At 51.1% G+C, this 25442-nt stretch carries 29 protein-coding genes and 3 pseudogenes; 14 read left to right on the top strand and 18 right to left on the bottom strand.

Translation table 11 applies throughout. The annotated features are described in order from the left end of the window. Positions 1-69: 69 nt before the first annotated feature. Positions 70-1209, bottom strand: coding sequence for a glutathione-independent formaldehyde dehydrogenase (locus ACIP66_RS03030; RefSeq protein ID WP_400645254.1), 1140 nt, complete (start codon positions 1207-1209; stop codon positions 70-72). 276 nt (positions 1210-1485) lie between these two features. Between ACIP66_RS03030 and ACIP66_RS03025 the strand changes: the two genes are divergently transcribed. Beyond that, on the top strand, positions 1486-1935 hold the full coding sequence (locus ACIP66_RS03025; protein WP_400645251.1) for a response regulator: 450 nt from the start codon (positions 1486-1488) through the stop codon (positions 1933-1935). 38 nt (positions 1936-1973) lie between these two features. Here the strand turns inward: ACIP66_RS03025 and ACIP66_RS03020 are convergent, their stop codons facing one another. Continuing rightward, positions 1974-2231, bottom strand: a complete 258-nt coding sequence (locus ACIP66_RS03020) for a DUF1652 domain-containing protein (RefSeq protein ID WP_400645249.1) — start codon at positions 2229-2231, stop codon at positions 1974-1976. 226 nt (positions 2232-2457) lie between these two features. Further along, positions 2458-2661 carry a hypothetical protein gene (locus ACIP66_RS03015; protein WP_400645246.1) on the bottom strand — a complete coding sequence of 68 codons (204 nt, stop codon included), beginning with the start codon at positions 2659-2661 and terminating at the stop codon, positions 2458-2460. A 655-nt stretch (positions 2662-3316) separates the two neighbouring features. On the opposite strand from ACIP66_RS03015, the gene ACIP66_RS03010 reads away from it, so the two are divergent. Further along, positions 3317-3565 carry a DUF6555 family protein gene (locus tag ACIP66_RS03010; RefSeq protein WP_159811714.1) on the top strand — a complete coding sequence of 83 codons (249 nt, stop codon included), beginning with the start codon at positions 3317-3319 and terminating at the stop codon, positions 3563-3565. Between the two features lie 2 nt (positions 3566-3567). Beyond that, positions 3568-3804 carry a hypothetical protein gene (locus ACIP66_RS03005; protein WP_400645244.1) on the top strand — a complete coding sequence of 79 codons (237 nt, stop codon included), beginning with the start codon at positions 3568-3570 and terminating at the stop codon, positions 3802-3804. Between the two features lie 294 nt (positions 3805-4098). Here the strand turns inward: ACIP66_RS03005 and ACIP66_RS03000 are convergent, their stop codons facing one another. The 12 genes and pseudogenes from ACIP66_RS03000 to ACIP66_RS02945 all read right to left on the bottom strand — a co-directional run bounded on the left by ACIP66_RS03000 (position 4099) and on the right by ACIP66_RS02945 (position 12029). Further along, positions 4099-4635 (bottom strand): hypothetical protein, encoded by a 537-nt coding sequence (locus ACIP66_RS03000; RefSeq protein WP_400645241.1) that lies wholly within the window; start codon positions 4633-4635, stop codon positions 4099-4101. A gap of 102 nt (positions 4636-4737) precedes the next feature. Next, the gene (locus ACIP66_RS02995) at positions 4738-5235 is read right to left on the bottom strand and encodes a ferritin-like domain-containing protein (RefSeq protein ID WP_400645239.1); all 498 of its coding nucleotides are present in this window, start codon (positions 5233-5235) and stop codon (positions 4738-4740) included. Between the two features lie 150 nt (positions 5236-5385). Then, positions 5386-6312, bottom strand: a complete 927-nt coding sequence (locus tag ACIP66_RS02990; RefSeq protein WP_400645236.1) for a ZIP family metal transporter — start codon at positions 6310-6312, stop codon at positions 5386-5388. 222 nt (positions 6313-6534) lie between these two features. After that, positions 6535-7418, bottom strand: a pseudogene (locus tag ACIP66_RS02985) (manganese catalase family protein). Positions 7419-7549: 131 nt separating this feature from the next. Continuing rightward, positions 7550-7777, bottom strand: a complete 228-nt coding sequence (locus ACIP66_RS02980; protein ID WP_400645233.1) for a PLD nuclease N-terminal domain-containing protein — start codon at positions 7775-7777, stop codon at positions 7550-7552. A 99-nt stretch (positions 7778-7876) separates the two neighbouring features. Then, positions 7877-8323, bottom strand: a complete 447-nt coding sequence (locus ACIP66_RS02975) for a DUF421 domain-containing protein (protein WP_400645231.1) — start codon at positions 8321-8323, stop codon at positions 7877-7879. Between the two features lie 7 nt (positions 8324-8330). After that, a complete protein-coding gene (locus tag ACIP66_RS02970) occupies positions 8331-8849 on the bottom strand; it encodes a hypothetical protein (protein WP_400645228.1) in 519 nt (172 codons plus the stop codon). Next, positions 8849-9355 carry a CinA family protein gene (locus tag ACIP66_RS02965; RefSeq protein WP_400645226.1) on the bottom strand — a complete coding sequence of 169 codons (507 nt, stop codon included), beginning with the start codon at positions 9353-9355 and terminating at the stop codon, positions 8849-8851. The genes ACIP66_RS02970 and ACIP66_RS02965 overlap by 1 nt, the downstream gene beginning before the upstream one ends. 86 nt (positions 9356-9441) lie before the next feature. Then, positions 9442-9690 carry a hypothetical protein gene (locus tag ACIP66_RS02960; protein ID WP_400645223.1) on the bottom strand — a complete coding sequence of 83 codons (249 nt, stop codon included), beginning with the start codon at positions 9688-9690 and terminating at the stop codon, positions 9442-9444. A gap of 445 nt (positions 9691-10135) precedes the next feature. Beyond that, on the bottom strand, positions 10136-10957 hold the full coding sequence (locus ACIP66_RS02955) for a DUF3618 domain-containing protein (RefSeq protein WP_400645221.1): 822 nt from the start codon (positions 10955-10957) through the stop codon (positions 10136-10138). After that, positions 10954-11382, bottom strand: coding sequence for a phage holin family protein (locus ACIP66_RS02950; protein ID WP_159811717.1), 429 nt, complete (start codon positions 11380-11382; stop codon positions 10954-10956). The genes ACIP66_RS02955 and ACIP66_RS02950 overlap by 4 nt, the downstream gene beginning before the upstream one ends. Next, entirely contained in the window at positions 11382-12029 is a 648-nt protein-coding gene (locus tag ACIP66_RS02945) for a hypothetical protein (protein ID WP_400645218.1), read from the bottom strand. The genes ACIP66_RS02950 and ACIP66_RS02945 overlap by 1 nt, the downstream gene beginning before the upstream one ends. Positions 12030-12882: 853 nt before the next feature. On the opposite strand from ACIP66_RS02945, the gene ACIP66_RS02940 reads away from it, so the two are divergent. From ACIP66_RS02940 to ACIP66_RS02930, 3 genes are all read left to right on the top strand, one after another. Further along, entirely contained in the window at positions 12883-13170 is a 288-nt protein-coding gene (locus ACIP66_RS02940) for a hypothetical protein (protein WP_400645215.1), read from the top strand. Between the two features lie 280 nt (positions 13171-13450). Beyond that, the gene (locus ACIP66_RS02935; protein ID WP_400645212.1) at positions 13451-14782 is read left to right on the top strand and encodes an SDR family oxidoreductase; all 1332 of its coding nucleotides are present in this window, start codon (positions 13451-13453) and stop codon (positions 14780-14782) included. Between the two features lie 127 nt (positions 14783-14909). After that, a complete protein-coding gene (locus ACIP66_RS02930; protein WP_400645209.1) occupies positions 14910-15695 on the top strand; it encodes an OBAP family protein in 786 nt (261 codons plus the stop codon). Positions 15696-15854: 159 nt separating this feature from the next. Here the strand turns inward: ACIP66_RS02930 and ACIP66_RS02925 are convergent, their stop codons facing one another. Beyond that, a complete protein-coding gene (locus ACIP66_RS02925; RefSeq protein WP_400645207.1) occupies positions 15855-16289 on the bottom strand; it encodes a VOC family protein in 435 nt (144 codons plus the stop codon). A gap of 354 nt (positions 16290-16643) precedes the next feature. Between ACIP66_RS02925 and ACIP66_RS02920 the strand changes: the two genes are divergently transcribed. Beyond that, on the top strand, positions 16644-18032 hold the full coding sequence (locus ACIP66_RS02920; protein ID WP_400645204.1) for an ATPase domain-containing protein: 1389 nt from the start codon (positions 16644-16646) through the stop codon (positions 18030-18032). Positions 18033-18115: 83 nt separating this feature from the next. Next, complete coding sequence (locus ACIP66_RS02915) at positions 18116-18475, top strand: response regulator (protein ID WP_400645201.1); 360 nt, start codon at positions 18116-18118, stop codon at positions 18473-18475. Between the two features lie 399 nt (positions 18476-18874). On the opposite strand, the gene ACIP66_RS02910 is transcribed toward ACIP66_RS02915, so the two are convergent. Continuing rightward, positions 18875-19051 (bottom strand): DUF3606 domain-containing protein, encoded by a 177-nt coding sequence (locus ACIP66_RS02910; protein ID WP_159811722.1) that lies wholly within the window; start codon positions 19049-19051, stop codon positions 18875-18877. Positions 19052-19390: 339 nt separating this feature from the next. Continuing rightward, positions 19391-20116, bottom strand: a complete 726-nt coding sequence (locus tag ACIP66_RS02905) for a hypothetical protein (RefSeq protein WP_400645198.1) — start codon at positions 20114-20116, stop codon at positions 19391-19393. A gap of 256 nt (positions 20117-20372) precedes the next feature. Between ACIP66_RS02905 and ACIP66_RS02900 the strand changes: the two genes are divergently transcribed. The 6 genes and pseudogenes from ACIP66_RS02900 (at position 20373) to ACIP66_RS02875 (ending at position 24436) form a co-directional block, all read left to right on the top strand. Further along, positions 20373-21224, top strand: a complete 852-nt coding sequence (locus ACIP66_RS02900) for an STAS domain-containing protein (RefSeq protein WP_400645196.1) — start codon at positions 20373-20375, stop codon at positions 21222-21224. 2 nt (positions 21225-21226) lie between these two features. Next, entirely contained in the window at positions 21227-21589 is a 363-nt protein-coding gene (locus tag ACIP66_RS02895) for an STAS domain-containing protein (protein ID WP_400645193.1), read from the top strand. Further along, positions 21586-21990 (top strand): anti-sigma regulatory factor, encoded by a 405-nt coding sequence (locus ACIP66_RS02890; protein WP_400645190.1) that lies wholly within the window; start codon positions 21586-21588, stop codon positions 21988-21990. The genes ACIP66_RS02895 and ACIP66_RS02890 overlap by 4 nt, the downstream gene beginning before the upstream one ends. Then, positions 21987-22638: pseudogene (locus ACIP66_RS02885) on the top strand (ATP-binding protein); the annotation flags it as partial. The gene ACIP66_RS02890 and the pseudogene ACIP66_RS02885, both read left to right, overlap by 4 nt. Next, a pseudogene (locus ACIP66_RS02880) lies at positions 22635-23840 on the top strand (response regulator); the annotation flags it as partial. The pseudogenes ACIP66_RS02885 and ACIP66_RS02880, both read left to right, overlap by 4 nt. A 335-nt stretch (positions 23841-24175) precedes the next feature. Next, on the top strand, positions 24176-24436 hold the full coding sequence (locus ACIP66_RS02875; protein WP_400645188.1) for a hypothetical protein: 261 nt from the start codon (positions 24176-24178) through the stop codon (positions 24434-24436). Positions 24437-25442: the final 1006 nt, after the last annotated feature.

Here is a 25442-nt window from a genome sequence, read left to right as displayed (position 1 = left end):
CGGTGATTCAGCTTCCACGGTAAGAATCCGCGCCGGCCTTCGTGCAGCCGGCACGATTTGCAGAACGGCTCAAGTCGCCGGTTTGAGCACCACTTTTGTCCAGCCGTTATCACGCGCATCGAAGTGCTTGTAGGCGCCTGGGCCTTCGGCGAGTTTCAGGCGATGCGAGATGATTTGCGCCGGGTTGGCGCGGCCGTGATGAATCAGCTCGGCGAGGCGACGGTTGTAGTGTTTGACGTTGGCTTGACCGGTACGGATCTGCTGCCCTTTGAACCAGAATGAGCCGAAGTCGAAGGCCATCTTGCCTTGCTTGGCCAGCTCGTTTTCGGCCCCCGGATCCTGCGGGACAAACACGCCGACGACGCCGATGCCGCCGGTAGCTTTGGTGGAGGCAACCAGATTGTTCATGGTCAAGTGATTGGCTTCATGGCCGTGGCGATCGCAGCACTGATAACCGACGCACTCGCAACCACGGTCGGTACCTTCGCCATGGGTCAGATTGAGAATCTGATCCACCGCTTCTTTTTCCAGTGAATTGATCGGGGTCGCACCCAACTGCGCGGCCAGTTTCAAACGGTCGGGATGGTTGTCGACGACGAAGACTTGCGACGCGCCCTTGATCATTGCCGAATGCGCCGCCATCAAGCCAACCGGGCCTGCGCCATATATCGCAATGCTCTCGCCTGGCAGCAAACCCGCCAGTTCCGTGGCGTGCCAGCCTGTCGGGAAAATGTCCGATAGCATGACGTAGTCGTCTTCGCGCTCCTCGGCATCTTCGGGCAGCACCAGACAATTGAAGTCGGCATACGGCACACGCAGCAGCTCCGCCTGGCCGCCTTGATAAGGGCCCATGTCGGCGAAACCATAAGCGGCGCCCGCGCTACCGGGATTGGCGGTCAGGCAAAAACCGGTAAGGCCTTTTTCGCAGTTCTCGCAGAACCCGCAACCGATGTTGAACGGCAGGCAAACACGGTCACCGACTTTAACGCGATCGACGCCCGCGCCGACCTCGATCACCTCACCGAGGTTCTCGTGACCAAACACCCGCCCGGTCTCCATCGAGGTGCGGCCTTCATACATGTGCAAATCCGAGCCGCAGATATTGGTCGTGGTGATTCGAACCAGTACATCGGTGGGTTTTTCAATTTTGGCATCCGCGACATTCTGCACGCTGACATCACGCGGGCCGTTGTAAACGATTGCTTTCATGGTGTTCTCCCGTTAGCCAGACGAAGGAAAAATTTGTCTGCTCTGATTTATCAGTCAAACGGGTAAGAACCTACGTTCAATCGATTAAAAGCGTCTCGGACAAACGGTCTCACCTTCAACACGAAAATTTCCGTGAGGGGTTCACAAGGATATAAAACTCCCCAGTGTCGATTTATTGACACAGCTCAAAATTTTTCTTAATAAAAATGCTCAAATTTGCGCTCATGGGCTACGCTACCAGCGCGCTCTTTCTGAGTGACAAACTCACGTCAGAATGTGGCCACCAAGCCTAAATGGCCGATTAAGGAAGCAAATGTGAAGGTGGATTGGGAAGGTATATTACCGATCGTTGGGCAAGTCATCGTTGTTGAAGATGATGCAACACTGCAAACCTTGATGGTAAGCATATTGACGGAAATTGGAGCTGAATCCGTAGCGTTTACTACCGCAGATGACGCTTTGACCTACCTCTTGCAGACAAATCAACGCTGCTGTCTAGTCATCGCTGACCACGGGGTGCCAGGCCAGATACAAGGTACAGAACTGATCGAGATGGTGAATGCAAAATGGCCAGTCATACCTGCAATTCTTACCTCGGGTTATTTACTCGACCCGTCCAATGTTCCTCTGGGAACCATTTACCTTCATAAGCCTTGGTCATTGGATAGTCTTATCATAGCGATTACAACACTCCTACAACCTGCCCACCCCATATGGAGATCGTGAATCAGGTAGGCAGCTAGTGATCGGGGCGTGACCCCGTTTCATTTGGCGTCAACCGCCTCTTGGTGGAGGCGATGGATTCCCTCCATCTCACTTTTCAGTTCGGCGATCAGATTTACTATCGCGCGGCTCGTGGTCAATTTCGCCGAAGCGATGCCCGTGACAAGCAGTTCTATTCTGACCGTAACTGGTTCGAATATTCGAATCTGTAGAGATCGGTCAGGGTTTAGGGTGCAAATGCATGCTGAAGGTAGGAACCCACCTTCGATTATGTGGCGCAGTTCAAGCGCGGAAATCATTTTTCACCGAAAGCCGTTTTAATTGGTTTTTGACAAATGATGATAATAGTCAAGCATGTTAACGAAACAATTTACTTCCCACTCTGCTTTTTGTGCACTTAAAAGAAAGGAAGAACATGCTTACTTATAATCATTAATTGATTCACCGACAAACGCGCTAGAAAATCACATTTAATAAACATGCAATTAAAATATATAGCGGCAATCCAAGAACTAATTAATGACTTTAATTTTCAGGCGTCATCGCTTTCGCCCGTTCGGCGAGCTTGGCCAGTTCGTCACATGCTTTAAAATAAGTCAAGTCGGCAAGCTGCAGCAAAGACTTTGCCTCTTCCTCATTAATGATCTGTCGCGACAAGTTATTGCGAGCCAACCTAGCGGCCTTCACTGCACTTAAATATGGTTGCAGATCAGAAAGTTGAATTGTCATTCATTTCCTCGTCTACCTGAATACCTAAGCGTTCTGTATGAGCAAATAATTAACTTAAGAACTTTTTTATCAGGGCCCGATTATCGAACAATCGAACGGGCAGTTTATATCAAAGATTCACGCACTTGACTTCAATCCTTAGCAACGTACGTGCAAAATTGAGAAGAGGTTCACATATCTACGTGGCTATGATGAAGATGCCCGGGACTGAACTGACATGCATCCGTTACGAAACGCGAAAGGAGAACGAGTTGATCTTCACGGCTCTCGTTCAGCACACGAGGGTGACGTGTTTGAGTGGAGAACTATGGTCTACCAATACCCATACAGTTCGTCGCGAGTCGGAACGAGTCTGAACTAGTGTCGTATACAGCCCCCCGCGAGCATGACGAACCGCGTCAACAGTTCAGCAGCGTGTAGCAATTGGCTGATCGTCGAATTTTACGCATTGCCGGAATGCTTCTTACTCGTTCCGCTCGTTCAGTAGCCGATTGTGCGCACACATGCACGACACCTCCCCTTCTGAAATCGGGGTTCGAGTGGTCTGATCCGTTGCTGGAAAACAGTTCATCCACGAACATATAACTGTTAGAAAACAGTTTGAATTTTTTTTTGCAGCGCGACTCATTACGTTAATGAGCCAAAGGAGGAACTCATGGGTAATGTTGATATTTTCGTCATTGAGTACAAGCTTCACGGGATACCGAAGTCATTCATCATTCGTGCTAAATCAATGCGCAATGCGGAGGCTTGGCATTGGGCCAGCTGTGACGCCGGCATCGCTCCGATTCCTAAACCAGGTAGACCTCCGTTAAAGGTAGTGTCGAAACCGCAAGCGGAACGGTTCGGCGTAACAGAAGTGAAATGGCGCGAAACAGCAGCCGTGGTCTGGACGGAGGGATAGTCATGGTTATCCAGGAGCCAGGTTTCCATTGCGCTGACGAGGATGACGAGGCAGCGCGGATAAAAAGCCTATTTTTCGAGGCTGATCGACTCGATGATATTGCCTATCGACTCTTTGATGAAAGTCAAAAAGACAATGGCACCTGGATTCGATTCATCGAAGCCAAAGCACAGGCTGATGCTAAACGTACGCAGGCATATCAATCATGGATCAAAATGTGTCGGCGACGGGGACGGTAATACTGGAATCAACAAAAAGGTATAAACTTTTGAAGAAAACTAGTGGAAATATTACTTCGAGAAAACCATAGCGCATCCTCAGACCGTGACAGCACCTGACGAGCAACATTTCCTAGCACCTTATATTGTCCATATACTACGGAGAAGTACGAATAACGAATCAGTTTCCTAATCTGGCTCTGCCGACTTCCGAGTCGCATGCTAATTGAGAAGCTTTTTGGTAGGAGTTGCGAAACCGGGTGTTGCTCCAAGAAATTACATGGCAGTAGGGATGTCTTTAACGAAGTTTTTCTGTTAATCGAAAGGGTTAGTGAACTGGATGGCCACCGACCAAATACCGACTATTAGCCAGAACACAGCGAAGATGTATGGCGTTCCCACAGAAAATAGCAGCGCTTTGCGATATCCCTTGTGCGATGCCTCGCGCTTGCAGAACAGTGACGTTTCATCATATGCCCTGCCCATGATGGGCTCACTGCGCAAAAGCTCGCTCTGCTTGAAGTACCAATGATCAATTATGTCATAAGCCGATCGAATGCCAGGCCAAGCATTCATCGAACTCAAAACGCCTAAGAGAGCGAGCAGTGGGGATACGACAAGCGTACAAAGCTTTCCCCATTCGGGGTTAACATTCGCCATGCACGATGTAAACGCTATCACCAAGAACGCTTGAGCAGTAAGAAAGGCGTCCGTTCGATTCGACAGTATTTTCGTTTCGTATTGGATTTCTTGTCGATAAAACATCAGACGCTCTTTTGGCGAGCCAAACATTTCTGCGCCGCTTTTGGAGGATATGAATTCTGATGTCTGAGATGTCAGGATTTTTGACAAAAGAGGATACCAGCGAAATCTAAGCCAATTAGCCTAACTACTCCGTGGCAATTTGCGGTTGCCACGGAATAGAGATGAAATTAAACGAAGGTGCAACCGGCACTATTTTTCGAGGGTAGCCGCTTGATTACCGCCCTGTTCGGCGATCTTCGTCAGTTTTTCATCCGCGCCCTTCTCCTCCGTGAGAGTAGCTTCTAAGAGGGCTGCCGCATCATTAAGCTTTAGATGCTTCGCCATGGCGATTAGTGTTCCATAGGCTGCGATTTCATAATGCTCGACTTTCTGTGCGGCACCAATCAACGCGGCGTCAAGCACAGCTCCTTTATCGATTTCTTCGAGCAGCTCCTTGGACTCCTCAATTAATCCTTCCATCGCCACACATTTCATGCGCTTCAATTTCAGGCCTGTAAGCTCTACCAACTGATCAATACGCTCAATTTGCCCGTGGGTTTCTTCCAAGTGAGAGGTGAAGGCTTCAGCAAGTAGCGGATTTGTCGAAGCCTTAGCCAAACGGGGTAGCGCCTTGGTAATTTGTTTCTCTGCACTGTAGACATCGGAGAGTTCGTGGATAAACAAGTCTTCAACGGTTTTTCTAGCCATGTCAATTTTCCTTTTGGTCAGTATGGTATTGCCCATTCGGGCATCCGCAATGAGTACCAGGACAAACAAAAACATTCTGTGCATCAAAACTGACTGAATCACCGAAAACCTGTTCATAAAATATTTTCAAATCCGGACAAAAGGCACCCATTACCCTAGTGCCGTATCAAGAAACATCATCACCCCGAAACCAAGCATCAGCCCCAGAGTCGCAGGAGTCTCATGACCGTTGCGGTGAGTCTCGGGAATGACCTCATGGGACACCACGAAAATCATTGCGCCCGCTGCCAGACCGAGTGCAATGGGATAGCCCAAGGCAAAGCTGCTGGAAATGCCCAAACCGACGATGGCGCCAATCGGTTCCATTAACCCCGAACCTACCGCAATCAGCGCCGCCCGCAGTGCGGAGATGCCGGTTACGCGTAACGCCAAAGCGACTGCCAGACCTTCGGGAATGTCCTGAATGGCGATTGCTGTGGTCAGCGGCAAGCCCACCTTCATGTCGCCGTTGGCGAAGCTGACGCCAATGGCCATGCCTTCCGGCAGGTTGTGCAGGGTAATCGCGAGGACAAACAGCCAGACCCGATTGACGCGCTGCGCGTCAGGGCCACGGCGGCCGCTTTTCTCATGTTCGTGAGGGACGAAGCGATCCAAGCCGACCATCAATGCGACGCCTAATCCCAATCCGGCAACGACGACACAAGCGGCGAGCAATTGATTACCGCAGAGCGCTTGAGCCGCTTCGATACCGGGCAGAATCAGCGAAAACGAACTGGCGGCCAGCATCATCCCGGCGGCGAAACCGAGCATGATGTCTTGGGTGCGCGAGGCGATATCGCGCAACGCAATCGCAATCACTGCTCCGGCGGCCGTCGCAGCGAAGCCTGAAAAGCCGCCGAGGAAGGCAAATTGCAGATTTTGTTGGTTGGCACCGACGAAGGCGCCGTACCCGCTGATCAACAGGAGAATGGTCACACAAATCAGTACTGACCAGAAGACTCGTCCGCCCCATCCCGAGCCTGAGAAACGGGCGATCCAATAGCGGAACGAGGCTGCGGAGGTCAAGGGATCGGGCATGGCAGTCTCCTATTTTCCTGGGACGCGTTTTCCCGTGGATCCGGCGAGGGCTCGCAAAAACCGCGCGGACACATGCTGCGCGTCACGTTCAAACGCGACGCTTGTGGCCATAAACATTTGCGTAAAACTGGGATCACGATGGTTTGATTTCTTGGTCATGATTGAAGTGTCCACTCTGCAAAAGCTGAATATCCGACTGCCGGCTGGCGTGCGGTGACGTGCTCAACGTTCAGGATCGCCTTGTACCCCGGCTCCCAGGTCTGCGCCCGTGATTGGGTTACTGTCCGGATCGGAAATCGTCCTGAGTTTCATATCCATCAGTAGCGCTTCGTCCTCGGCGCTCAGTTGCACCGTCGCAGTGCCATTGCCACCGTCCACGGCTGGCGTGGGATCCTCGACGAAATCCCAATCGTCGCCTTCGTTCCACGGGCCGCGTGTGCTGCCCTCGCCTTGCGACATGTTGTAGTAGACGTTGGTGAATTCCGGCATACCCGGCAGTTTGCCTTGGGGGAAGTTCGGCTGAATGGCATGCAGGGCTTTTTCGAACGACAACTGGTGAGCGATTTCACGCGTCATCAAAAAGCCGAGGGCTTCCTTCACACCCGGGTCATCGGTGACATTCATCAACCGTTCGTAAACAATTTTCGCTCTGGCCTCAGCGGCAATATTGGAGCGCATGTCTGCGGTGGGTTCGCCGATGGTATCGACGTAAGCTGCCGACCATGGAACGCATGCCGAGTTGGTCAACGGAGCACCGGCGCCGTACAACAGACTGGTGATGTGCGAGTCGTTGCCGGCGCCGTTTATGGCGCGGTACAACTCGCCCTCTTCCTCGACTCCTTCGGCCATTTTTCCTTTGGCGCCCTTGTTCAACATCACGATGATCGAGCCAACGCTTTCAAGGTGACTGAGCTCTTCGGTGGCGATGTCCATCAGCAGATCTTTCCTGCCTGGATCATCTTCTGCCAAGGCCTGGGTGAAGTAGCGTGATGCCGCCGCGAGCTCCCCTTGAGCCCCCCCGAATTGTTCCAATAAGAGATTGGCCAACCCGGGATTGGGCTGGGCTACGCGCACGGTGTATGGAGTCGTTTGTTATGTAGGAACATGACTTTCTCCTCAGGCGAATCAGGGCTGCGGTTCACTCGGTAAGAGACCGAATGCCATCCCATATTCATCTGAAGCGAATGTGCTCGGCTTAATTCAAAAGCCTTACATACTGTCGACCAACGGGTGGTTGCTATCCTTTGCTGTGCTCAGGCGACGTTGGCCCTTCCTTAATGCCACGTGGCCCGGCAACGCCCCAGACGATCAAACCCAGCACCGGAAATATGATTAACCCGATAGCCCAGGCTGCTTTTATCCCTACAGTCTTATCGCTTCGAAACACGCTGACGATTGCCCAAAGATCGACGAGCACAATGATCACGGCGACGGCGATCGCGAAATAGCTGGTAGCTTCTGACATGACTCAACCTCCTGCGTCTGTTAATTATTAGGCCTCTGATAAACGCAGGTGTTCCAAACGAATTTCGCTGTCCCGCTAAATCAGCTACCTACTACGGTTTCAGTTTTCATGGGCGATGATTGAGATTTTCCCATTGCGTTCAATGATTGCGAATTTGATCTCTTCAAGCTTTTCTATGCCTTGGCTGGAACGTGCAGCTTCCATCACATCGGCCTCCACCAGTCGAGCATGTCGAAGTCGTTTGTGCAGGAGTTTGCCGTTCTCCACGATGATGGTGGGCTCACCATCGATCAGTCGCGATATCCATTCCGACCGCTGTTTTAGCAGCGATAATCCAACATCAATAGCGATCAATGTAACGATGACAATCATTGAATTGGTCAGCGAAAAATCGTCGCCTAGCAGGGCTTGCTGAGTGGCCTCCCCGATCATCATCAACAAAACGAAATCAAACGTGGTCAGCTCAGCTAAGGAACGGCGTCCGGCGATCTTGAATAGCACCATAAGCGCCAGGTACATGACACCCGCACGTAATACCGAATCCATAAATCACCTATGGGAAAATGAATTGGTCGAGCTTTACACCGTTAGTGCCTGGTGAAACGATTCGACTTTGGAAGAAGCCCAGGCCATCCCCTCGCAGGGTGATGTAAAGTTTCGCTTGCCCATCGAGGTCGGTTTGTAGCCAAAGCCTGATGCCCTGTGAAGAGCTTCTTGAGCGCAGGGGTTCAGGTTGTAACGTTTCGATTCTGAAACCGTCCAACAATTGGCCTGCTAATTCCAGTTCCACTGCAGAGTCGGGCATCGCGCTTACGCTGATCTTCATTGAGTTGGTGGATCCATTGCGATGGAACATTTCATATTCCACCCTCAATTTGCCGTCAGCGCTGTGCACGTCTCTTGAACTGAGTAATCCTCTGGAAAACAAGCCGACTAACGCCATCAGCACGATCAACACTAACAAGTACCAGCCAATGCGCTCGAAACGCCATACCTTCATTTGATAGCGCATGTCCTCGCGAATTGGGTGCTCGCGTCTCTTGAAGTCGGGTTGATTCGAGTCCTCGTTCATCAAGCCTCGTCTCTCACTCCAGCACATGCACGCTGATGAAAATGCGGTAGCCACCGCAACGCATAGTCAGTCGCCTTCGCTTGAACTTGGCAGCGCCCACCGAAGAACTGATGTTCGTGAGTGTAGACATAGCACTCACCATTCGACTGAAACGCCCAGGCGAAACAAATTGTTCCTGCAGGGATGCCATCGACATCGTCCGGCCCAAGAATTCCCGTAGTGGCGATGGCAGCATTTGCTGTGCTGTCGCGCAGAGCCCCCGTAACCATTTCGCTCGCAACCTGGACGCTGGTCAGGTTAAAGGTCGCGATAGTCTGTGCGCTGACATGGAGCACACGTTGCTTAGCTTGGGGTGAATAGACAACGTAGCCGCATTCAATAAATTCGCCGCTGCCTTCTACCTCGGAAAGAAGAGTTACGATTTTTCCCGCCGTGCAAGACTCTGCTGTAGTCACCACCAAATTGTTGTCACGCAGGTACTTAACGGTTTCGTTGGCAATTGACATGAGCTGCACTCACACAAGTATTACTTGGTTGACCTACAGAGATTCGGAACATTCCATACGCTCCCTTGATGGCATTTCCAAAGCTTTCAGACGTAATTCTCTCCAGCGATGGTGCGTAGATAAGCTTGATCCGCCAGTATTCTTAAATCCCTCCATTCGTCCCAAGTCACTACGCCTAAGCGATCCATTTCGTCCGCTTGCCGCAGTAGCTCCTCATGAAACGCATCAGGACAATCCAAACGCAGGCGACGATCCTCAAATGCCTTGTACCAGCTATCAAAAGCCAAAAGACGCGTCTCTTGAACTGGTGTCAGCAAACGCTTGAATTCGTTCATGGCTCTCACCCTGAGTATTTCTCAGTTGAGCGGAGCGTTAAAGGATCGTTCAAGGATCCTGACGAGGGGCAGGCTCCGCTTCACTGGATGACATCGACCGTATTGACCTGAATCAAAATCGTCGTCTTCCAAAACCGCGCCTCCAATTCGCGTTAGCTTGTTTGCCGCCATGCTTCGTCAATGTGGCCCACCATCATATAAAAATTACGAGGTCGTCTTCATCACGCTAACCTTTTGCATCCGCGCAGGCACCTTTCGTGAAAGCATAAACGCCGTCGCTACCCACTCATCTACTGACTGCTCAAGAGTATGTTTAAAAGTACGAGGTCACGATGTCCCACTGTTTTGGCGGGAAAGGAAAGCTTTTGCTAGGAACATGTCGGCCCCGCGAAAATGGTTCATACAAAATGGCGGAGACCTACCAAGGCCTCCGCCATTATCTTCTTCAAGAAGTACCCAATCCTTGGGAAAGATCGGCCGACGGATCAGAAGCGGATCTTCCATCCGATGCTGTCGACCCTTGTCCATTCTCTTGGTCAGTGGTTCTTGTGACGGTATCGCGGACAGCCTCATATCCTTCTTGGGCTTGTTTTTTTACTTTATCCACCAAACCTGCGCTGGTGCGGCCCATGTAGCGCTGTTCTGTAGTGGTTGCCGGTAACGCGGCACCGATTAAAGCTCCCAACGCGATGCCCGCCGCTGCTACAACCAATGGCTGCTCCTGCAGTAGCTGGTTAAACTGCTGACCCACAACCTGGGTGCGGCGGTTCAAACGATCTCCAGCATCATGCAGTGTATAGCTAAAATTCTCACTAGCAGCGCTTACGTTATCACCAAGTTGTCCCGCTTTTTCTTTAAGCGACTGGTAGCCCTCCTTTAACGAGTCAGTCGTCTGATGAAGGCTGTCGCGCGCGCTATCCAAGCCGTCTGCGATACCTTCTCCCCATTCACCCTTTTTGTCATCGGCGCCAGTGCGATAAACAGGTTGAGGTACTGGTGGGCGGTTCTGACTCATCATCATCCAGAGCAATCCTATCGATGTCAGGACAACGGGTACCGGATTGTTCCGGACGCTGGTACCGAGATTGCCGATAAAAGCCGAACCGTTGTTTTGCATCAATCCCCACGCCTGATCAATAATTTGGCCGGGAGTAAATTTACTTTCGAGCTTATCGACAATGTTGCCAATACTCGCGCGTTGTGCGTCGATTTCCCGCTCAATCTGCTCCGGACTTTTTTCAGACTCCATCTCTAGCTCGCTTTTCATGACACTTTCCTCCGCAGTGCTTCCTGATCTTTGTTCAAAGCGTCCAGCGTTCGGTCGGGTTTAAAGTGAGAGGGCTCGAATTGTTTTTTACCAGACTGCAGCATCGCGAAGCCGATGATCATTACAACGACACCGACGATAAGCGCCGCAAGCCACGGAGCCATAAAAAGGCTCAGTCCATAGACTGCTGATAACAGCAGGATTATAAAGCCCGCCAAGAATACAATGGCCCCTCCCGCCACCGCCGCGATACCGGCCTTCAAAGTAGTGAGGCTGGATTGAAGTTCTGCCTTTGCCAATGCCAGTTCCTTGGTGAATAAAGCAGGCACTTCCCTAGACAGCTGCTTCAGTAGGCCAACAACAGATGCATCTTCCTGATGAGGAAGTGGTCGGGCTTCGGGCAAGTCTGAATTGTCTCTGTCCATTACATTTCTCCTTTTTGGCTTGAGGAATCGGACGACGGAGCTAGCACGTCGCTCGCTGGATTAGAAGATTGAATTGAGGATGAAGGAGTGCTGCCCGTCGCGAGGCCCGGACTTGCGCTGGCGGTGGGAGAAATTGAGGTTTCGTTGGGGCGATTCGCACCGAAGGCCAGTTCAGATCGCGCTGCTGGAGTATCTGCTCCACTAATGGAAGTAGGCGTAATGGCCGTTGACACCCCTGCTTTAAGAAATCGGGATAATCCGAAACCAAGCGCAATGCTGCCCGCAATGAAAAGAGCGGGATTACTTCGCGCTAATTCCGCACCGTCATGCAGAAGCTGCTCAGCACTCTTGCCTCGCAAATTTTCCGCTAATCCAGCCATCGACTCTGCGACATCCGTCAAGTAATGCGAAACCCCAAGGGCATCCTTATCCTCCAGCTCGGAAACAAAGGATTTTGCTCCTTCAGCAAACGCTCCGATCTGATCGGCGGCAGTGTCACGGTATTGCCCAAACTGAGCATCAGCTTGCTCCCTGGCACCTCCCAACACGTCCGACACGTTCTCCTTGAGGTGCTCATAATCTTGTTCTGATGCGGGCGGATCCTGTTGACTACCCTGATTTCCTGTTGTGTTGTCTGCTGTGTTCATGACGTACCCTCGCCTTCCTAATGAAAGTTAGTTGCGGGGCGTGCCGAATTAAACAGCTTCCCCTCCCTCAGAGGACGGAGCATCAGTGGGGGAGTTCCAAGAAAATGATGAGTGCACTTCAAGACGTGATGACCTAACGACTATTAAACACAATGAAATCAAATGCACATCACGCGGGAAGGAACCACTAGTGGTTAATTTTCAGAATTTCCCCTACAACAGCTATACCGCTGAAGCGATTTGCGCATCGAGAGATAGAATTAAAACACGCTTTTTCAATAGCCAAACGTTCTATCGAGTTTATAAATCGACTGCTATACATCTATGCTTGTCTGCTTGCGTGGCATTTCGTCATTTATTAATTAATTGCAAATATCCAGGCCTGCGGCTCGAATGGAATTAACAAGACAGAAAGGATTATGTGATGAAGTATTTATGAACTGCCCAATTTGCGATCACCAGGGGGCGCAAATCGCGACAATCGGCTGTTTTCAAGATCTCCATTGCCCAGAGTGCGGACGCTGTCGGCTATCATCTATTCTCTTAAGCTGCATGACTTTGCAAGGCTTAAGATTCGACATTGATCAAACTCGCGCATGGATTACAGAAAGACGAAAGTTTGATCCCCTACCAAGCATAAAAATGGACATGACATTCAAAATCGGAGCGGCGCTTAAACCATTTCATAACGGCCCATAAAACCAACACACTTATAGGTTATTGTTCAGGGCGCTCACGCCAGCTATACTTCGGTTAAACTTTATTCGTAATTGTAGCTATAAATGAACGCAGGAAGCGGATAATGGTAAGGGCGTACGGGATAATTATTTTGTATTTTCGAGAAGGAGAAGATATGACCTTTGATCAGGTACTTTTCCAATACAACAAAGGTATCAAGCAGGAATACAGTGGCATCAACAATACATTTGATCTTTTCAACGCTCCGGGCTCTCTAGGGATTTACGCCCCCGACATAGCTGATTTGTCATACCCTTCTATGATCGAGCTTACTTTTCCAAACGGTAGTGAAAGCAATTTTATTTTTAGCGTTGATAGTCAACCGGTTGGAATGTTGCGTGATAAAGACTGGGTTTGGTTCTCTGTTAAGCCGTTAAGATTTTATCATCAACCTATACAGTGAAGAGAGTAAAGTCGGAGAGAGTCTGCCAATTTAATCCAGGATGCAAGGAGTTAAACAGAGGCGTCCTTTTTAACGGTCAGTTTCATTTTTCTTATAACTAGAGAACCGTTAGTTTCTCAATGGAGTTTAATTTTTAGCCCACTACTCATCATGCAAGAATTAATTTTATAAAGATAGGATTGGTTTTGCTTCGGATCATACCGGACTGCTCGTCATTTTGATGGAACGCTAGGTGGTGCCAGTCCTCTATTGCTACACCAGCGAAACCGAGGATAAAACCATGATCGACCCTTCGAGCGGTATGAAGCCAGGTATACGCTACGTCGTTGAAAGCCTTGAGCGTACTCGACACTTCCCTGGATTTTTTCTCGACGGTAAATACTACCTCGGCCCAGAGTTGATGACGGCCATCGGCTGGCTAGAGGGCACGCGTTTTTTTTATGATGAACTTGATATTTACGGAGATCCTATTTTTCCAGAGAGTCTCGCAGGCACGATAGAAGACCTGACGTTAACCCTGGCAGACGGTGCTCGTTTGCAACTGAACGAAATCGAGTTTCACTCAAAGAAAGATTCGTTCGCAGACGAGTCCAGTTTGTCTGCAGCGATTGCCCCCGAGAAGTCGTTTAACACGTTGAACGATAAGTTGGTGGTCATCACCGGTGCTTCCAGTGGGATAGGCCGAGCAGCGGCGCACGCGTTTGCTATTGAAGGTGCCAGGCTGGTTCTAGCGGCTAGGGACTATGAAGCGCTAAGTGATGTAGTTGGGGAATGCGTGGAACGTGGTGCGTCGGCAATGGCTGTGCCGACGGATGTCACGAACAGCGACCAAATGCGCGCTTTGGCAAAAAAAGCCGCTTCCTATGGCGATGGAAGAATAGACATATGGATTAACAACGCCGGCGTGGGTGCAGTCGGCAGCTTCGAGGAAACACCCCTTGAAGCGCACGAACAGGTACTGCAAACAGATCTTCTGGGATATTTGCGTGGAGCATACGTAGCTTGGCCGTATTTCAAATCGCAGAAAAGCGGCATATTAATCAACACGTTGTCGTTAGGTAGCTGGGTTGCCCAACCCTACGCTGCAGCCTACTCAGCTAGTAAATATGGTCTCCGTGGATTGAGTGAAGCTCTTCGTGGGGAGCTTCACCGATCTCCCGACATACATGTATGCGATATCTATCCAGCCGTTATGGATACCCCAGGCTTTCGTGATGGTGGAGATTTCACCGGCCATGCTCTAAAGCCGCCTCCGCCAGTGTATGACCCTCGCCTTGTCGCAGCTGCCATGGTTCGCTGCGCATTACGTCCAAAACAAAGCGTGACAGTTGGCAGAGCCGCGACGTTGGCTCGGATAGCCCATTTCCTGATACCAGGTTTTCCACAGATTTCTGGCTGGCTTACTCGTTTAGCTTTGCAACACCGCCCTCAAGCTCATTCATCTGCGGGAAATTTATACTCCCCTTCAAACGAGCAACGTCGTATCGAGGGTGGCTGGCGTGCCCCCACGAACCATTCCCCGATAGTCATTGCGATCGGCGCACTTGTATTGGGTGGCGTACTGTTTGCACTAAAACGTAGAAATAACTCGCTTGGCAAAAAAAGGCTGTAATCAATGAATGCGCCTCCCTCGGCGGTTGTTCGGGCCGAGGGATCATTGCATTCCGGAACGTCCGAAATTCGCTGCTTTTTCGTTGTAGGGTTGCTTTTGCCATATCAAAGGCAGCATGGAGAATACTATGGAACGCTACGTTTATGATGCGACAGGCCTTAACGCATTCAGACCTCTACATTTCACAGCGCTACTCACTTTATTGACGGCTCTTTCCGGGTGCGCAGGGAACAACACGGACTCAAAAGTGAGGGCGCCGGGCACCGCTGAAAGCCCTTCCACTCAAACCTTAGATGCAGGGGCGGCCCTGCTTCAATCACGCCCCCCAGTGGACGCCTTGAATGCCTATCTTGACGGCTTCCATTTCTACAATGGCCACATCGATGCTCAGATGGAGGCACATCATTATTGCGCCATTCTTAATGAGGAAGTGATTCAGTGCGTTATTTATGACGGCAATCGCAAGGATGCGAAGCTGATGGGGGTTGAGTACATCATCAGCGAGCAGTTATTTGCTACTCTGCCCGAACCTGAGAAAGCGCTATGGCATAGTCACGTTCAAGAAGTTAAGTCGGGGCAATTAGTCGCTCCCGGCATTCCGCAGATTGCTGAACATGCATTGATGCAAAAGCTGATCCACACATACGGAAAAACCTGGCATACGTGGCACACAGACCTCAATAAAAACCTCCCACTAGGTGTTCCTCAGCTAATGATGGGTTTCACAGCTGAAGGCCAGGTCGATCCAAAGCTGGTGGCCGAAAGAGACCTTCGACTAGGGATCGATAGCGCTGAACGAAGGAAGGCGCGAGCTGATATTCCTTCTCCGGCCATAGCGCCAGGAGCGGATGCTTGGAGCAAGGGAAATGTCCTTCAGATTTTGGATCCAACGAATACACCGCACACGCACTGACTTATCTCCAAGCCATACACGCCAGCTTCAATCACACGCTTTTGCGCTAAAGCCTGTGATGTGGGTTTCGCAAACCAAATAGAGACTTCCTCCATGCATTTGGCTCTGAACGCCCCTAAATCTAGCGGTTTATACCGATTGCTTTATGCGCAGCTGAGTTCAACCTTTGCAAAAGAAAGCGATCTTATTTCCGACGGGGTCGCGTAAATATGCGACGTAGAAGTCATCTGTATAAGCTTCACGTATTCCTGGCCTGCCTTCATCCGTCCCGCCGCAAGCGATGCCTGCGGCATAGATTTCATCCACCAGTTTGCGAGATTTCGTCCGAAAAGCAGGCATCATTCCATTACCTGCTGACGCAGGGCGACCATCCAAGGGACTGGCGATATGTACGCTTCCGGGGCCATTGCATTTGTCAGCGGTGCTAGGAAGCGAAAAGCAGAAATGTCCCTCCGCTAACTCGTTCTGATAACCCAGTGGCGAAAGGACAGCTTCGTAGAAGCGCGCTGATAAGTTTACATCGGAGGCTCCTATGAATAGATAGCTAAGCATTAGCGTCACCTCCTGATTGGTATTTATGCTGGATTTATCCACATAAGGATGACCTCGGGTGCGCTCCAAAATATCCGTATCGTTTACCTAAAAATCTGGATTTCGGTCATTCCTATCCTCTCTCCGCCAAATTTCCGCCCCCAATAATGGGCAGTTAGGCGATAAGATCCTGATACTCGCTAGCTGATTCCGAAAGCAATCGGCAACGCCCGGTTGTTGAAGTAAACTTGGGGCACTCCGAAATCTCCAGGACGCTTGCTGTCCGGTAACGGTATGGACAGTCATGCAGTACTCACGTTGCGACATAACCGAGCGCGGCGGATGCTGGTGATAGACGCTTTCTAGGAAGGCCCGCCTAATCTTTAGACCTGATGAACATCAGCAGAGGGATTCGATTTGAATCAGCTTAAACGCCTTGAAAGTGGAATCAAGGGGCTCGATACCCTGCTGAAGGGGGGGTTGATTGCGGGTGCGTCTTATATCATTCAAGGACGACCCGGCTCGGGCAAGACCATCTTGGCCAACCAGATTGGTTTTAACCACATCGCGCAGGAAGGTCGCGTCTTATTTGCGACACTGCTAGCGGAGCCACATGACAGACTTTTTGAGTTTTTGTCCACGTTGAGCTTCTACGATAAAGCTCAGGTAAATCAGAACATCCAGTTCGTCAGTGCTTTTGACACCTTGGAAAATGATGGCCTGGACGCGGTAGTGAAGCTTTTACGAAGAGAAATTAGCCGTCAAAAATCGAGCCTTCTTATATTGGATGGACTGCTAAACGCTCGATCGAAGGCAGAATCACCGCTGGATACCAAGCAATTCATTTCAGAACTGCAAGGGCATGCAGCCTTTGCTGGATGCACCGTACTGTTCCTGACCAGTTCACAACTTGATGATGGAAGCCCGGAGCATACGATGGTTGACGGGGTCATCGAGATGGGTGAAGAGTCAATAAAATCGAAGACCGTTAGAAAAATCCGACTTCGCAAAACCAGGGGGAGTGCAGCGATTTCCGGGGGGCATGAATTCGAGATTAATGAAAATGGAATTTCCATCTATCCAAGGATAGAAAGCGTCCTTACAAGATCCGCGCTCATGGACAGTGATCATTTCACGACCGTTAGTAGCGGCATTTCGACACTTGATGCGCAGATTGGCGGTGGTTTGTTGTCGTCGTCTGTCACCTTGATCATGGGCCCGTCCGGCGCAGGCAAGACTTCGTTCGGCGCGCAATTTCTAACTGGGTGCACGCCTGAGCACCCTGGTCTTTTCTTCGGATTTCACGAATCACCTCAAAGAATGCGCTTCAAGGCACAAGCGCTTGGTTTTAGCTTCCAAGCTTTGGAAAAAACTGGAGCCTTACACCTCGTATGGAACCCCGCATCAACAGGCCTGATTGACCGTCTGGCTTATGAGCTTCTTGAGATCGTTGAGCGAAAGCATATTAAGCGCGTTTTCATCGATGATTTAGTAGCCATGGCAAGGGTCGCCTATGACCAGAGTCGAGTGCACGGAATTTTTTCTGCGCTTATGGCAGAACTGCGTGCGCGAGGAGTAACCGTTATTGCTGCATGGGAAATTCAACGACTGCTGAACGATCAGTCGGTTGGCTCTGCGCCGGAGCTTTCCGGGGTCATGGATAACCTTCTGTTGATCCAATTTGGGCAGCATGAGACTGAACTTCAACGTCAGCTCTCGATTCTCAAGATTAGAGACTGCGCTTACGACCCTTCCCGACTTGAGATCGTAATGAGCGACACCGGGATCGTCTTGAAAAAGGTCTGAACAATGCGAATGGCAATGAGACGGCGACCAGGGTATGCCCAACGCGTACGGTGCGTGGCGTTCACTTGGGAAGAAAGAAAATAATGACCACAATTCTAATAATTGACGACGAGTATCTCATCGCCGACATCTTGAGCTTCGCTTTGGAGGATGAGGGGTTCCTAACGGTTACGGCCGGGAGTGCTTTGAGAGCTCTTGAAATCCTCGAAAGAGAACGGCCAGATCTCATTATTACTGACTACATGATGCCCGGGATGACAGGGTTGGAATTTGCTGAAGCGGTCAAAGCTCAAGATAAATTTAAAACAATTCCCTTGATGCTGATGAGCGGCGCTCAGGCTCATCTAGGTAGACAGAGAGCCGACCTTTTCGTAGACGTTTTTTCAAAGCCATTCGAGATTGATGTAGTCATCGCAAGCGTTAAAGCCCTCCTTACTGCCTGATGGCGCTATTTTCCTTCTCTGAAACAAAAAATAATGGTCGGTTTTCTGCGAGACCCAGAACGAGTCCGAAACGAATCTGGCGACGCCCCATCAACGGTACGATTCAAAAATCGCTTAAATTTCCGCTCATTCCATCGTGTGACGGGCGCCCGGCTCGTATGCTTTCTCAAAAGTTGATTTTGAACCCAAGCATGGCGTCGTAGCCTGACTGTCGCCATGGCCCCCCTGGCGATACCCCGCCGAAGCGGTAAACGTCGTGCGCCGATCCGCCTGATAATCCACCCCGACATTCACCTCGCCCCATGAGCCCTGAATGTCCGACTCGAACGGAATGTGACCCGTTTCTGAGACAGCCCCCGTCTGTGGGTACCCTTGACTCCTGCCGCAGGCGCGTCGTTCTCATTTCCCTAAATGCTTTTTAACGTCCTCAGCTTGCACTCCTACCTGGTTTACTGCGTCTTTGAGCTGCTGTTCAGTTACACCGAATTTTTTCGCCCAATCTCGCAGCTCGTGCGGCTGATTAACGTTAATCTTGTCGCGATCCGATTTTCCGGTTTTGCTTAGGTCATCAGGCATGTTGCTGTCCTCTGCGTCTGTTGAACATAATGGCTGGCCTTCTATAAGCCATGTTCGCTTTAGCTAAGCAGAGCATTTCGCTTCGTCAATTTTTATGTTCACAGCTAGAAATGCCCATGCATTCATTGTCCGCCACAATCTCTCAGGTTTATGGCACGTATCGGCTATATGTCTGTTATCCCGCTCTATTCACTACGTACAAAAACGCAGCTGGTTAGCCTGAATCACTCAAACGTCTACCTTCTCCCCAATCCAAAGCGTCGTGCTTCAAAAAGTTATGCGCAGATTGGCTAAAATTCTTCAACTCAAATCCTGTGAGAGCGTCAGTGCAACACGCTTTCAACGCTGAACCGGGGGGAAAGTCCGCGTCACGAAACCTTTGCCGGCGCAATTTTGACAATCATCGCGATCGCCAAATCTATCGAGGCAGGTGGGACAAATGCAGAAGACTGCTGATTGAATGTGAGGTCGAACTCTTTGAAAAACTCGTAAATCACGAGCTTCCTGAGCGATTTGGGCGACATCTATAAAGAGTCGGTATGTATCACCGTCAGACAGAGGATGGTGCGTCACCCCTTCGATCATCCGCTCAGTTTCAATCAATCGGTATTTTCTACCTGACAATTGCAAAATCAGCCCGGTGATCGTTCCGATTTTTTGAGTAAGACACATAGTCAGACGAGCACCTTCCGAGTCGGTGTAGACCTTACCGTCGTACGAAAATGACGCCCCTCTCGGCGCATCACTTGCATAATTAAAAATTGAACGTCTAATTGTTCCCAGCAATTTTCCGTTGTCGAGCTGTACGACGTTGTAAGTCGACGCACCTCGGTAGTGGTCTGGAGAATGCTGAAGCTCTTCCACCATATGCCAATAAGCGGCATCAGCCATTTCCTTCAAGTCGAATTGCTCGAGCGGATTTATCAGTCCTTCCCTCAGCAGTGTCGCTGCCATTTCAAGGAGGGTTTCCCGATGACCCTCGGGGTTTTGCATTCGAAAGTCATTATCAGCAATGGTTGTGTGCCATTGCTGCAGCCTGATCGATTTAGCCATTTCGAAATTCATGAGTAAGAGCTCGCTGCGAGGCACTGTATATAAACACAGCAATCTAGCCTCATCTCGAAGGCGAGAAACCTTCGACGAAATGCTTGCACCGCAATGCCCGAGTATTAATGCTGGTTGAACTGATGCTTGAAAAATCAAAAGCTAGGAGCAAGGTGAACATGTAAAGTCTCGCCTTACTAAAAAAAATTTGAATGCCGATGTCATTTTCCACACCCCGATCGCTCGGCCCCCCATTTAGCTACGGAGCAATAGGCACATGGCAGCACTGCAGAACAGCACACTCGATGCGATGAAAAACAAGCAAACGCAACTGCTGAGCGAATGGATCAACGGCCTGCAAGCCAGCGGTTCCGCGCGCAATCTGAAAGAACACGACCTGCAGCAACAAACCTCCGAATTTCTGCAACTGGTGGTCAGCGGCCTCGAGAACGACAACGGCACCAACGTCAACACGCCGGGTTGGGAAGCCACCCGCCAGTTCCTCGAAAAGCTGTCGCACAGCCGCGCCCTGCTCGGCCAAGATTCGCAGCAAACCGCCAGCTTCATTTTCTCCCTCAAAGGCCCGCTGTTTAACCTGCTGCAAGCTCACTACAAAGAACAACCGGCGCTGCTCGCCGAACAACTCTGGGAAATTTCCGAGTTGCTCGACGCCTTCGGCATGCACACCATCCGCACGTTCCAGAAATCTCGTGAAGCGGTGATCAAGCGTCAGCAAGAAGAACTGCTGGAGCTGTCGACCCCGGTGGTGAAACTGTGGGACGGGATACTGGCGCTGCCGATGATTGGCACGCTCGATTCGCAACGCACCCAAGTGGTGATGGAATCGCTGCTGCAACGCATTGTTGATACCGGCTCGGAAATCGCCATCATCGACATCACCGGCGTGCCAACCGTCGACACCCTGGTTGCCCAACACCTGCTGAAAACCGTGACCGCGATCCGCCTGATGGGTGCCGACTGCATCATCAGCGGCGTACGCCCGCAAATCGCGCAAACCATCGTCCACCTTGGCCTCGACCTGCAAGGCGTGGTGACCAAAGCCAATCTGGCCGATGCGCTGAAGCTGGCACTGACCCGTTTGGGTACCACCTTCGTTAAGACGGCTTAAGCATGGAACGTATACCGATTCTTCAGATGGGCGACTTTCTGCTGGTGACGATTCAGGTCGACATGCACGACCAGCTCGCTCTCACCCTGCAGGACGATTTGTCCGAGCGCATCAGCAAAACCTCGGCGCGCGGGGTGTTAATCGACATCTCGGCACTGGACATGGTCGACTCGTTCATTGGCCGGATGATCGGCACGATTTCCGGGCTGTCGAAAATCATGGACGCCGAAACCGTGCTGGTCGGCATGCAGCCAGCGGTCGCGATTACCCTGGTTGAACTCGGCATGACCTTGCCAGGCGTCAGTACCGCTTTGAACGTCGAGCGCGGAATGAAACTGTTGCAGGTACGAGTTTTGCAAGAATGACCGTGCGCAGTAGCGGTACTCAACCGATCCATATCGAGCAAGACGTGGTACTCGCGCGTCAGACCGCGCGCAAGCTCGCCACCGACTGCGGCATGCGCCTGATCGACCTGACAAAAATGGTCACGGCCGTCAGCGAGCTGGTGCGCAACACCATGGTGTACGGCGGTGGCGGCGACATGGACTGGCAAATACTCGATGAGGATCACAAGGTCGGTCTGCGTCTGACGTTTCGCGATGAAGGCCCAGGCATCGCCGATATCAAACTGGCGATGACCGACGGCTGGACATCCGGCAGCGGAATGGGTCTGGGTCTGACTGGCGCAAAACGGCTAGTCGAAGAGTTCGAACTGGACACCGAGCCTGGCAAAGGCACTCGAATAACGATCACCCGATGGACATGAGTACTGCTGAGTCGATAAACGTCTTGCCCATTCAGGATTGCAGTCAGATGGGTTATCCCCAACGCTCCTCGCAGCAACTCGCAGAATTTCATGGTTTTGATGGTGATGGCGGAGGCGTGGGCGCTGGTGTCAAAAGAGCTTGCCAGTAACATACTCAAGCACGCCAGCCACGGTGAAATGCGCCTTCGGGTGTTGCCGCGCCCAAATAGCTTTGGCACCGAAATGCTCGCCGTTGACCGCCCCCACGGTTTTGATCTGGAGGCTTGTCTGGCCGATGGTTTCTCGACTGGTAGCCCCCAAGGCACTGGCCTCGGCTCGATTTCGCGCCCGACCGAAGTCTTTGGTGTCTACGCCGATGCCCGTGGCGTGGTGCATCCGCGCGCAGATCGTGCAACGGACATTCGTTTTGGGGTCAGCCAGCATTCACTGCACGACGATCCTGCGTGCGGCGATGTCTGGCACCTGGCCTATGAAGACGGCAACATCAGCGCGCTGATCATCGACGGCCTGGGCCATGGTGAAGAAGCCGAACGTGTCGGTGTTGCAGGCGCCGAAACCTTTGCCCTGAAACCCTTCGCCAAACCGGTGATGCTGATGGAAGATATGCGATGGCACCGCAACGGTTTTCGATCATGTCGTGGTAACGCTTTAATTTGGCACGACTGGACGACACCACCACGCAACTGGCCAAGGAAGTCGCCGAGCGCGTGCGCGCCGAATCCCAATTACTCCAAATGCACAAAATGGACGCGCTCGGTAAGCTCACCGGCGGAATAGCCCACGATTTCAACAACCTGTTGACCGGGATCATAACAAGCCTCGAATTAATCGAGAGGCGCGTCGCTGATGGGCGACCGGAAAAGATTCAGTATTATGCAAAAGCGGCCCTGAGCTCTGCCATGAGCGCCGCTGCCTTAACCCACCGCTTGCTGGCCTTTTCACGCCAACAGCCGCTCGACACGCGTCCGGTAGATGTCAACGAGCATGTGCGCTCGCTGGAAGATTTACTGACACGCACTATTGGCGAACGCATCAGCCTTAAACTGGAACTAACAAATAAAACAGCAATCGCGTTGGTCGACCCGGTGCAGCTGGAAAGTGCGGTGCTCAATCTGGTAATCAACGCCCGAGACGCGTTGCCCGAGGGTGGCAATATCTGGATTCATACGTACGCCGCGTCTACCCATGGTGATCCGAATTTAAAGGACGGGGAATATGTGGCACTGTCGGTTCGGGATGACGGCACCGGCATTGAACACAGTGTGATCGACAAAGTTTTCGACCCATTCTTCACCACCAAACCGCTCGGTCAAGGTACCGGCCTCGGCTTATCAATGATTTACGGTTTCGCCCGACAGTCAGGTGGTGGTGCTCACATCCGCAGCGTCGCTCGACGTGGCACCGAAGTGACGATCATGTTGCCAGCCACCTGTGAACCTAAGCACGTCGACAATGTTGCGCCAATTGTCGATCCGCAAGGGGCTGGTGAACACGTACTTATCGTCGAAGACATGCCTTCGGTGCGGATGTTTGTCGCCGAAGTACTCCAGGACGCCGGTTATCGCTGCGCTCTTGCCCCGGATATCAAAACGGCTCTGGATCAACTAGAAAGCGATTCCACAATCGATTTGCTGCTCACGGACGTTGGCTTACCTGACATGAGCGGACGCGACTTGGCGGATCTGGCGCGCGGCTGGCGTCCACGTTTACCCATACTTTTCATGACTGGATATGCTGAAACGGCGACCAATCGTCAAGCGTTCCTCGGCGCCGGAATGGAGATGCTTACTAAACCATTCCAGATAAGTGAGTTGCTAGCCAAAGTTCGCAACATGATCGATTCCCATTGAAGCGTCCCTTGCAGTGGCGGAACAAGAGCTAATCAATGGCAAACTGGAAATAAATAGTCGGTGCACAGCAACGCGGATTGCGATATGCAACTAATTTTACGGAGGAAACATTTTAAGCTACCTAGGTTTTCCACCCTTATTTACCCGAAGCTGTGCTCTCGATAGACTCCACTACTACAAAACTTCTACTGGATGCAACACAGAGCAAATGGTAGTGCTGGGGCGCTACACAGGCTGATATCAATAAAGGCATAAGCCGCGCTTTTTTATTCCCACTTTGCTGACCTCCTCCTTTTTTGCCAACTACACTACGCAAGCCGTCATGGAGATCTAGCATGAAATGCCTAATCTGCAATTCTGATGCAAACATTCAAGTAAAATCAACAAAATGGGTCGAAATGTACTGCAGTGGTGGATGCGGTAACTTCCGAATATCAACCGATCTTGCAAAGCGGCTTTATTCGATAAAAAATGGATTTGATATCTCAAATACGCGAGCTTGGTTGGTACGTGCACGCTTGGAAAAGCCGGTACCGCAAATATCAGGTTACGATTACAGCGTTGCATTGCTTGAAAAAAACAATCCCGAAATTTGATTCCAAGCCAGTTCATTACGCGCTGGCAGCGTATCGCTGATAAGGTAAACCACTTGACATGACGGGCAATGAGCTGCTTAGACGAATGGTATTGATGGGAATTACATCGGTATGTGCCTAACCAAACCCGAACGTGTCGGGTTGGCCGACTCTATCAAAGCGGTGGGCCATTCTAGATAGATGTCCGCACTTTCTGCCGCTCCACAAGTTCATCATCAAAAGTGTTGTAGAGCCTTTCGGCGACACCTGCTCTGAGCCCACCGGCGAACTCCATGTTCAATATGAACCATCCGCTCTGCCCCGACCTTAACCGCAACAATCATCGAATCTGCACGCACAATCTGCCCGAGCAGCCGATCTGCCTCCCGCTTCATTTGTTACTTAGTGCTACTACATCCACTGTTGTGACCCTCAACGCGACATTCAATACATGACAGACAAGACAATTATCACCCATCCTGGGGTCACCAGAAAAAATAGGCCTGCGAGTTGCTTATCCATCGAACCTATCATTCCAATGAAGGGTAATCATGAGCGACGCCTAGGTGAAAGGCAAGATCAGACGCGGCTACTTCTCCACCTCTTGAATATATGAATAATAGCCACCCTTCTATATAAACTTCGGTTCAGCGGGGGCCGGTTTCCCAGTTTATGATTGCAAGTCCACCTTAGCAGCGGAAACTGCGTCGCATCAGGCGGTCTTTCATCCAAGCGGGGAATAATGGCCGGCGGACGTCGCTGCGAGGATAAGCTGTCACAACATGCCTGGGAGACGTCGAGCGAACTCTTGGGTCAATGTGCCGCCCCCAGTTCACGCAGGAGAAATCGACTTGTTCAAACCCCTATTGCTCGAGCATCTCGGTGATCAGGTCGAAGGCGCGGTAGACGCAATTGCAAAAGAGGCATTTGTGACTCCCGAAACCCGTCCCGTCCCAGCGCGATAGTCGTGTAGTCAGTAAGTTCATGCAAACTGCGGCTCCGTCAAACAATTTTTGATACTCGTAGA

The organism is Pseudomonas sp. NPDC088429 (assembly GCF_044753305.1).
Lineage (GTDB): Bacteria > Pseudomonadota > Gammaproteobacteria > Pseudomonadales > Pseudomonadaceae > Aquipseudomonas > Aquipseudomonas rustica.
Note: the sequence above shows the minus strand (reverse complement) of the source record. Positions and strands in the feature narration are given on the sequence as shown.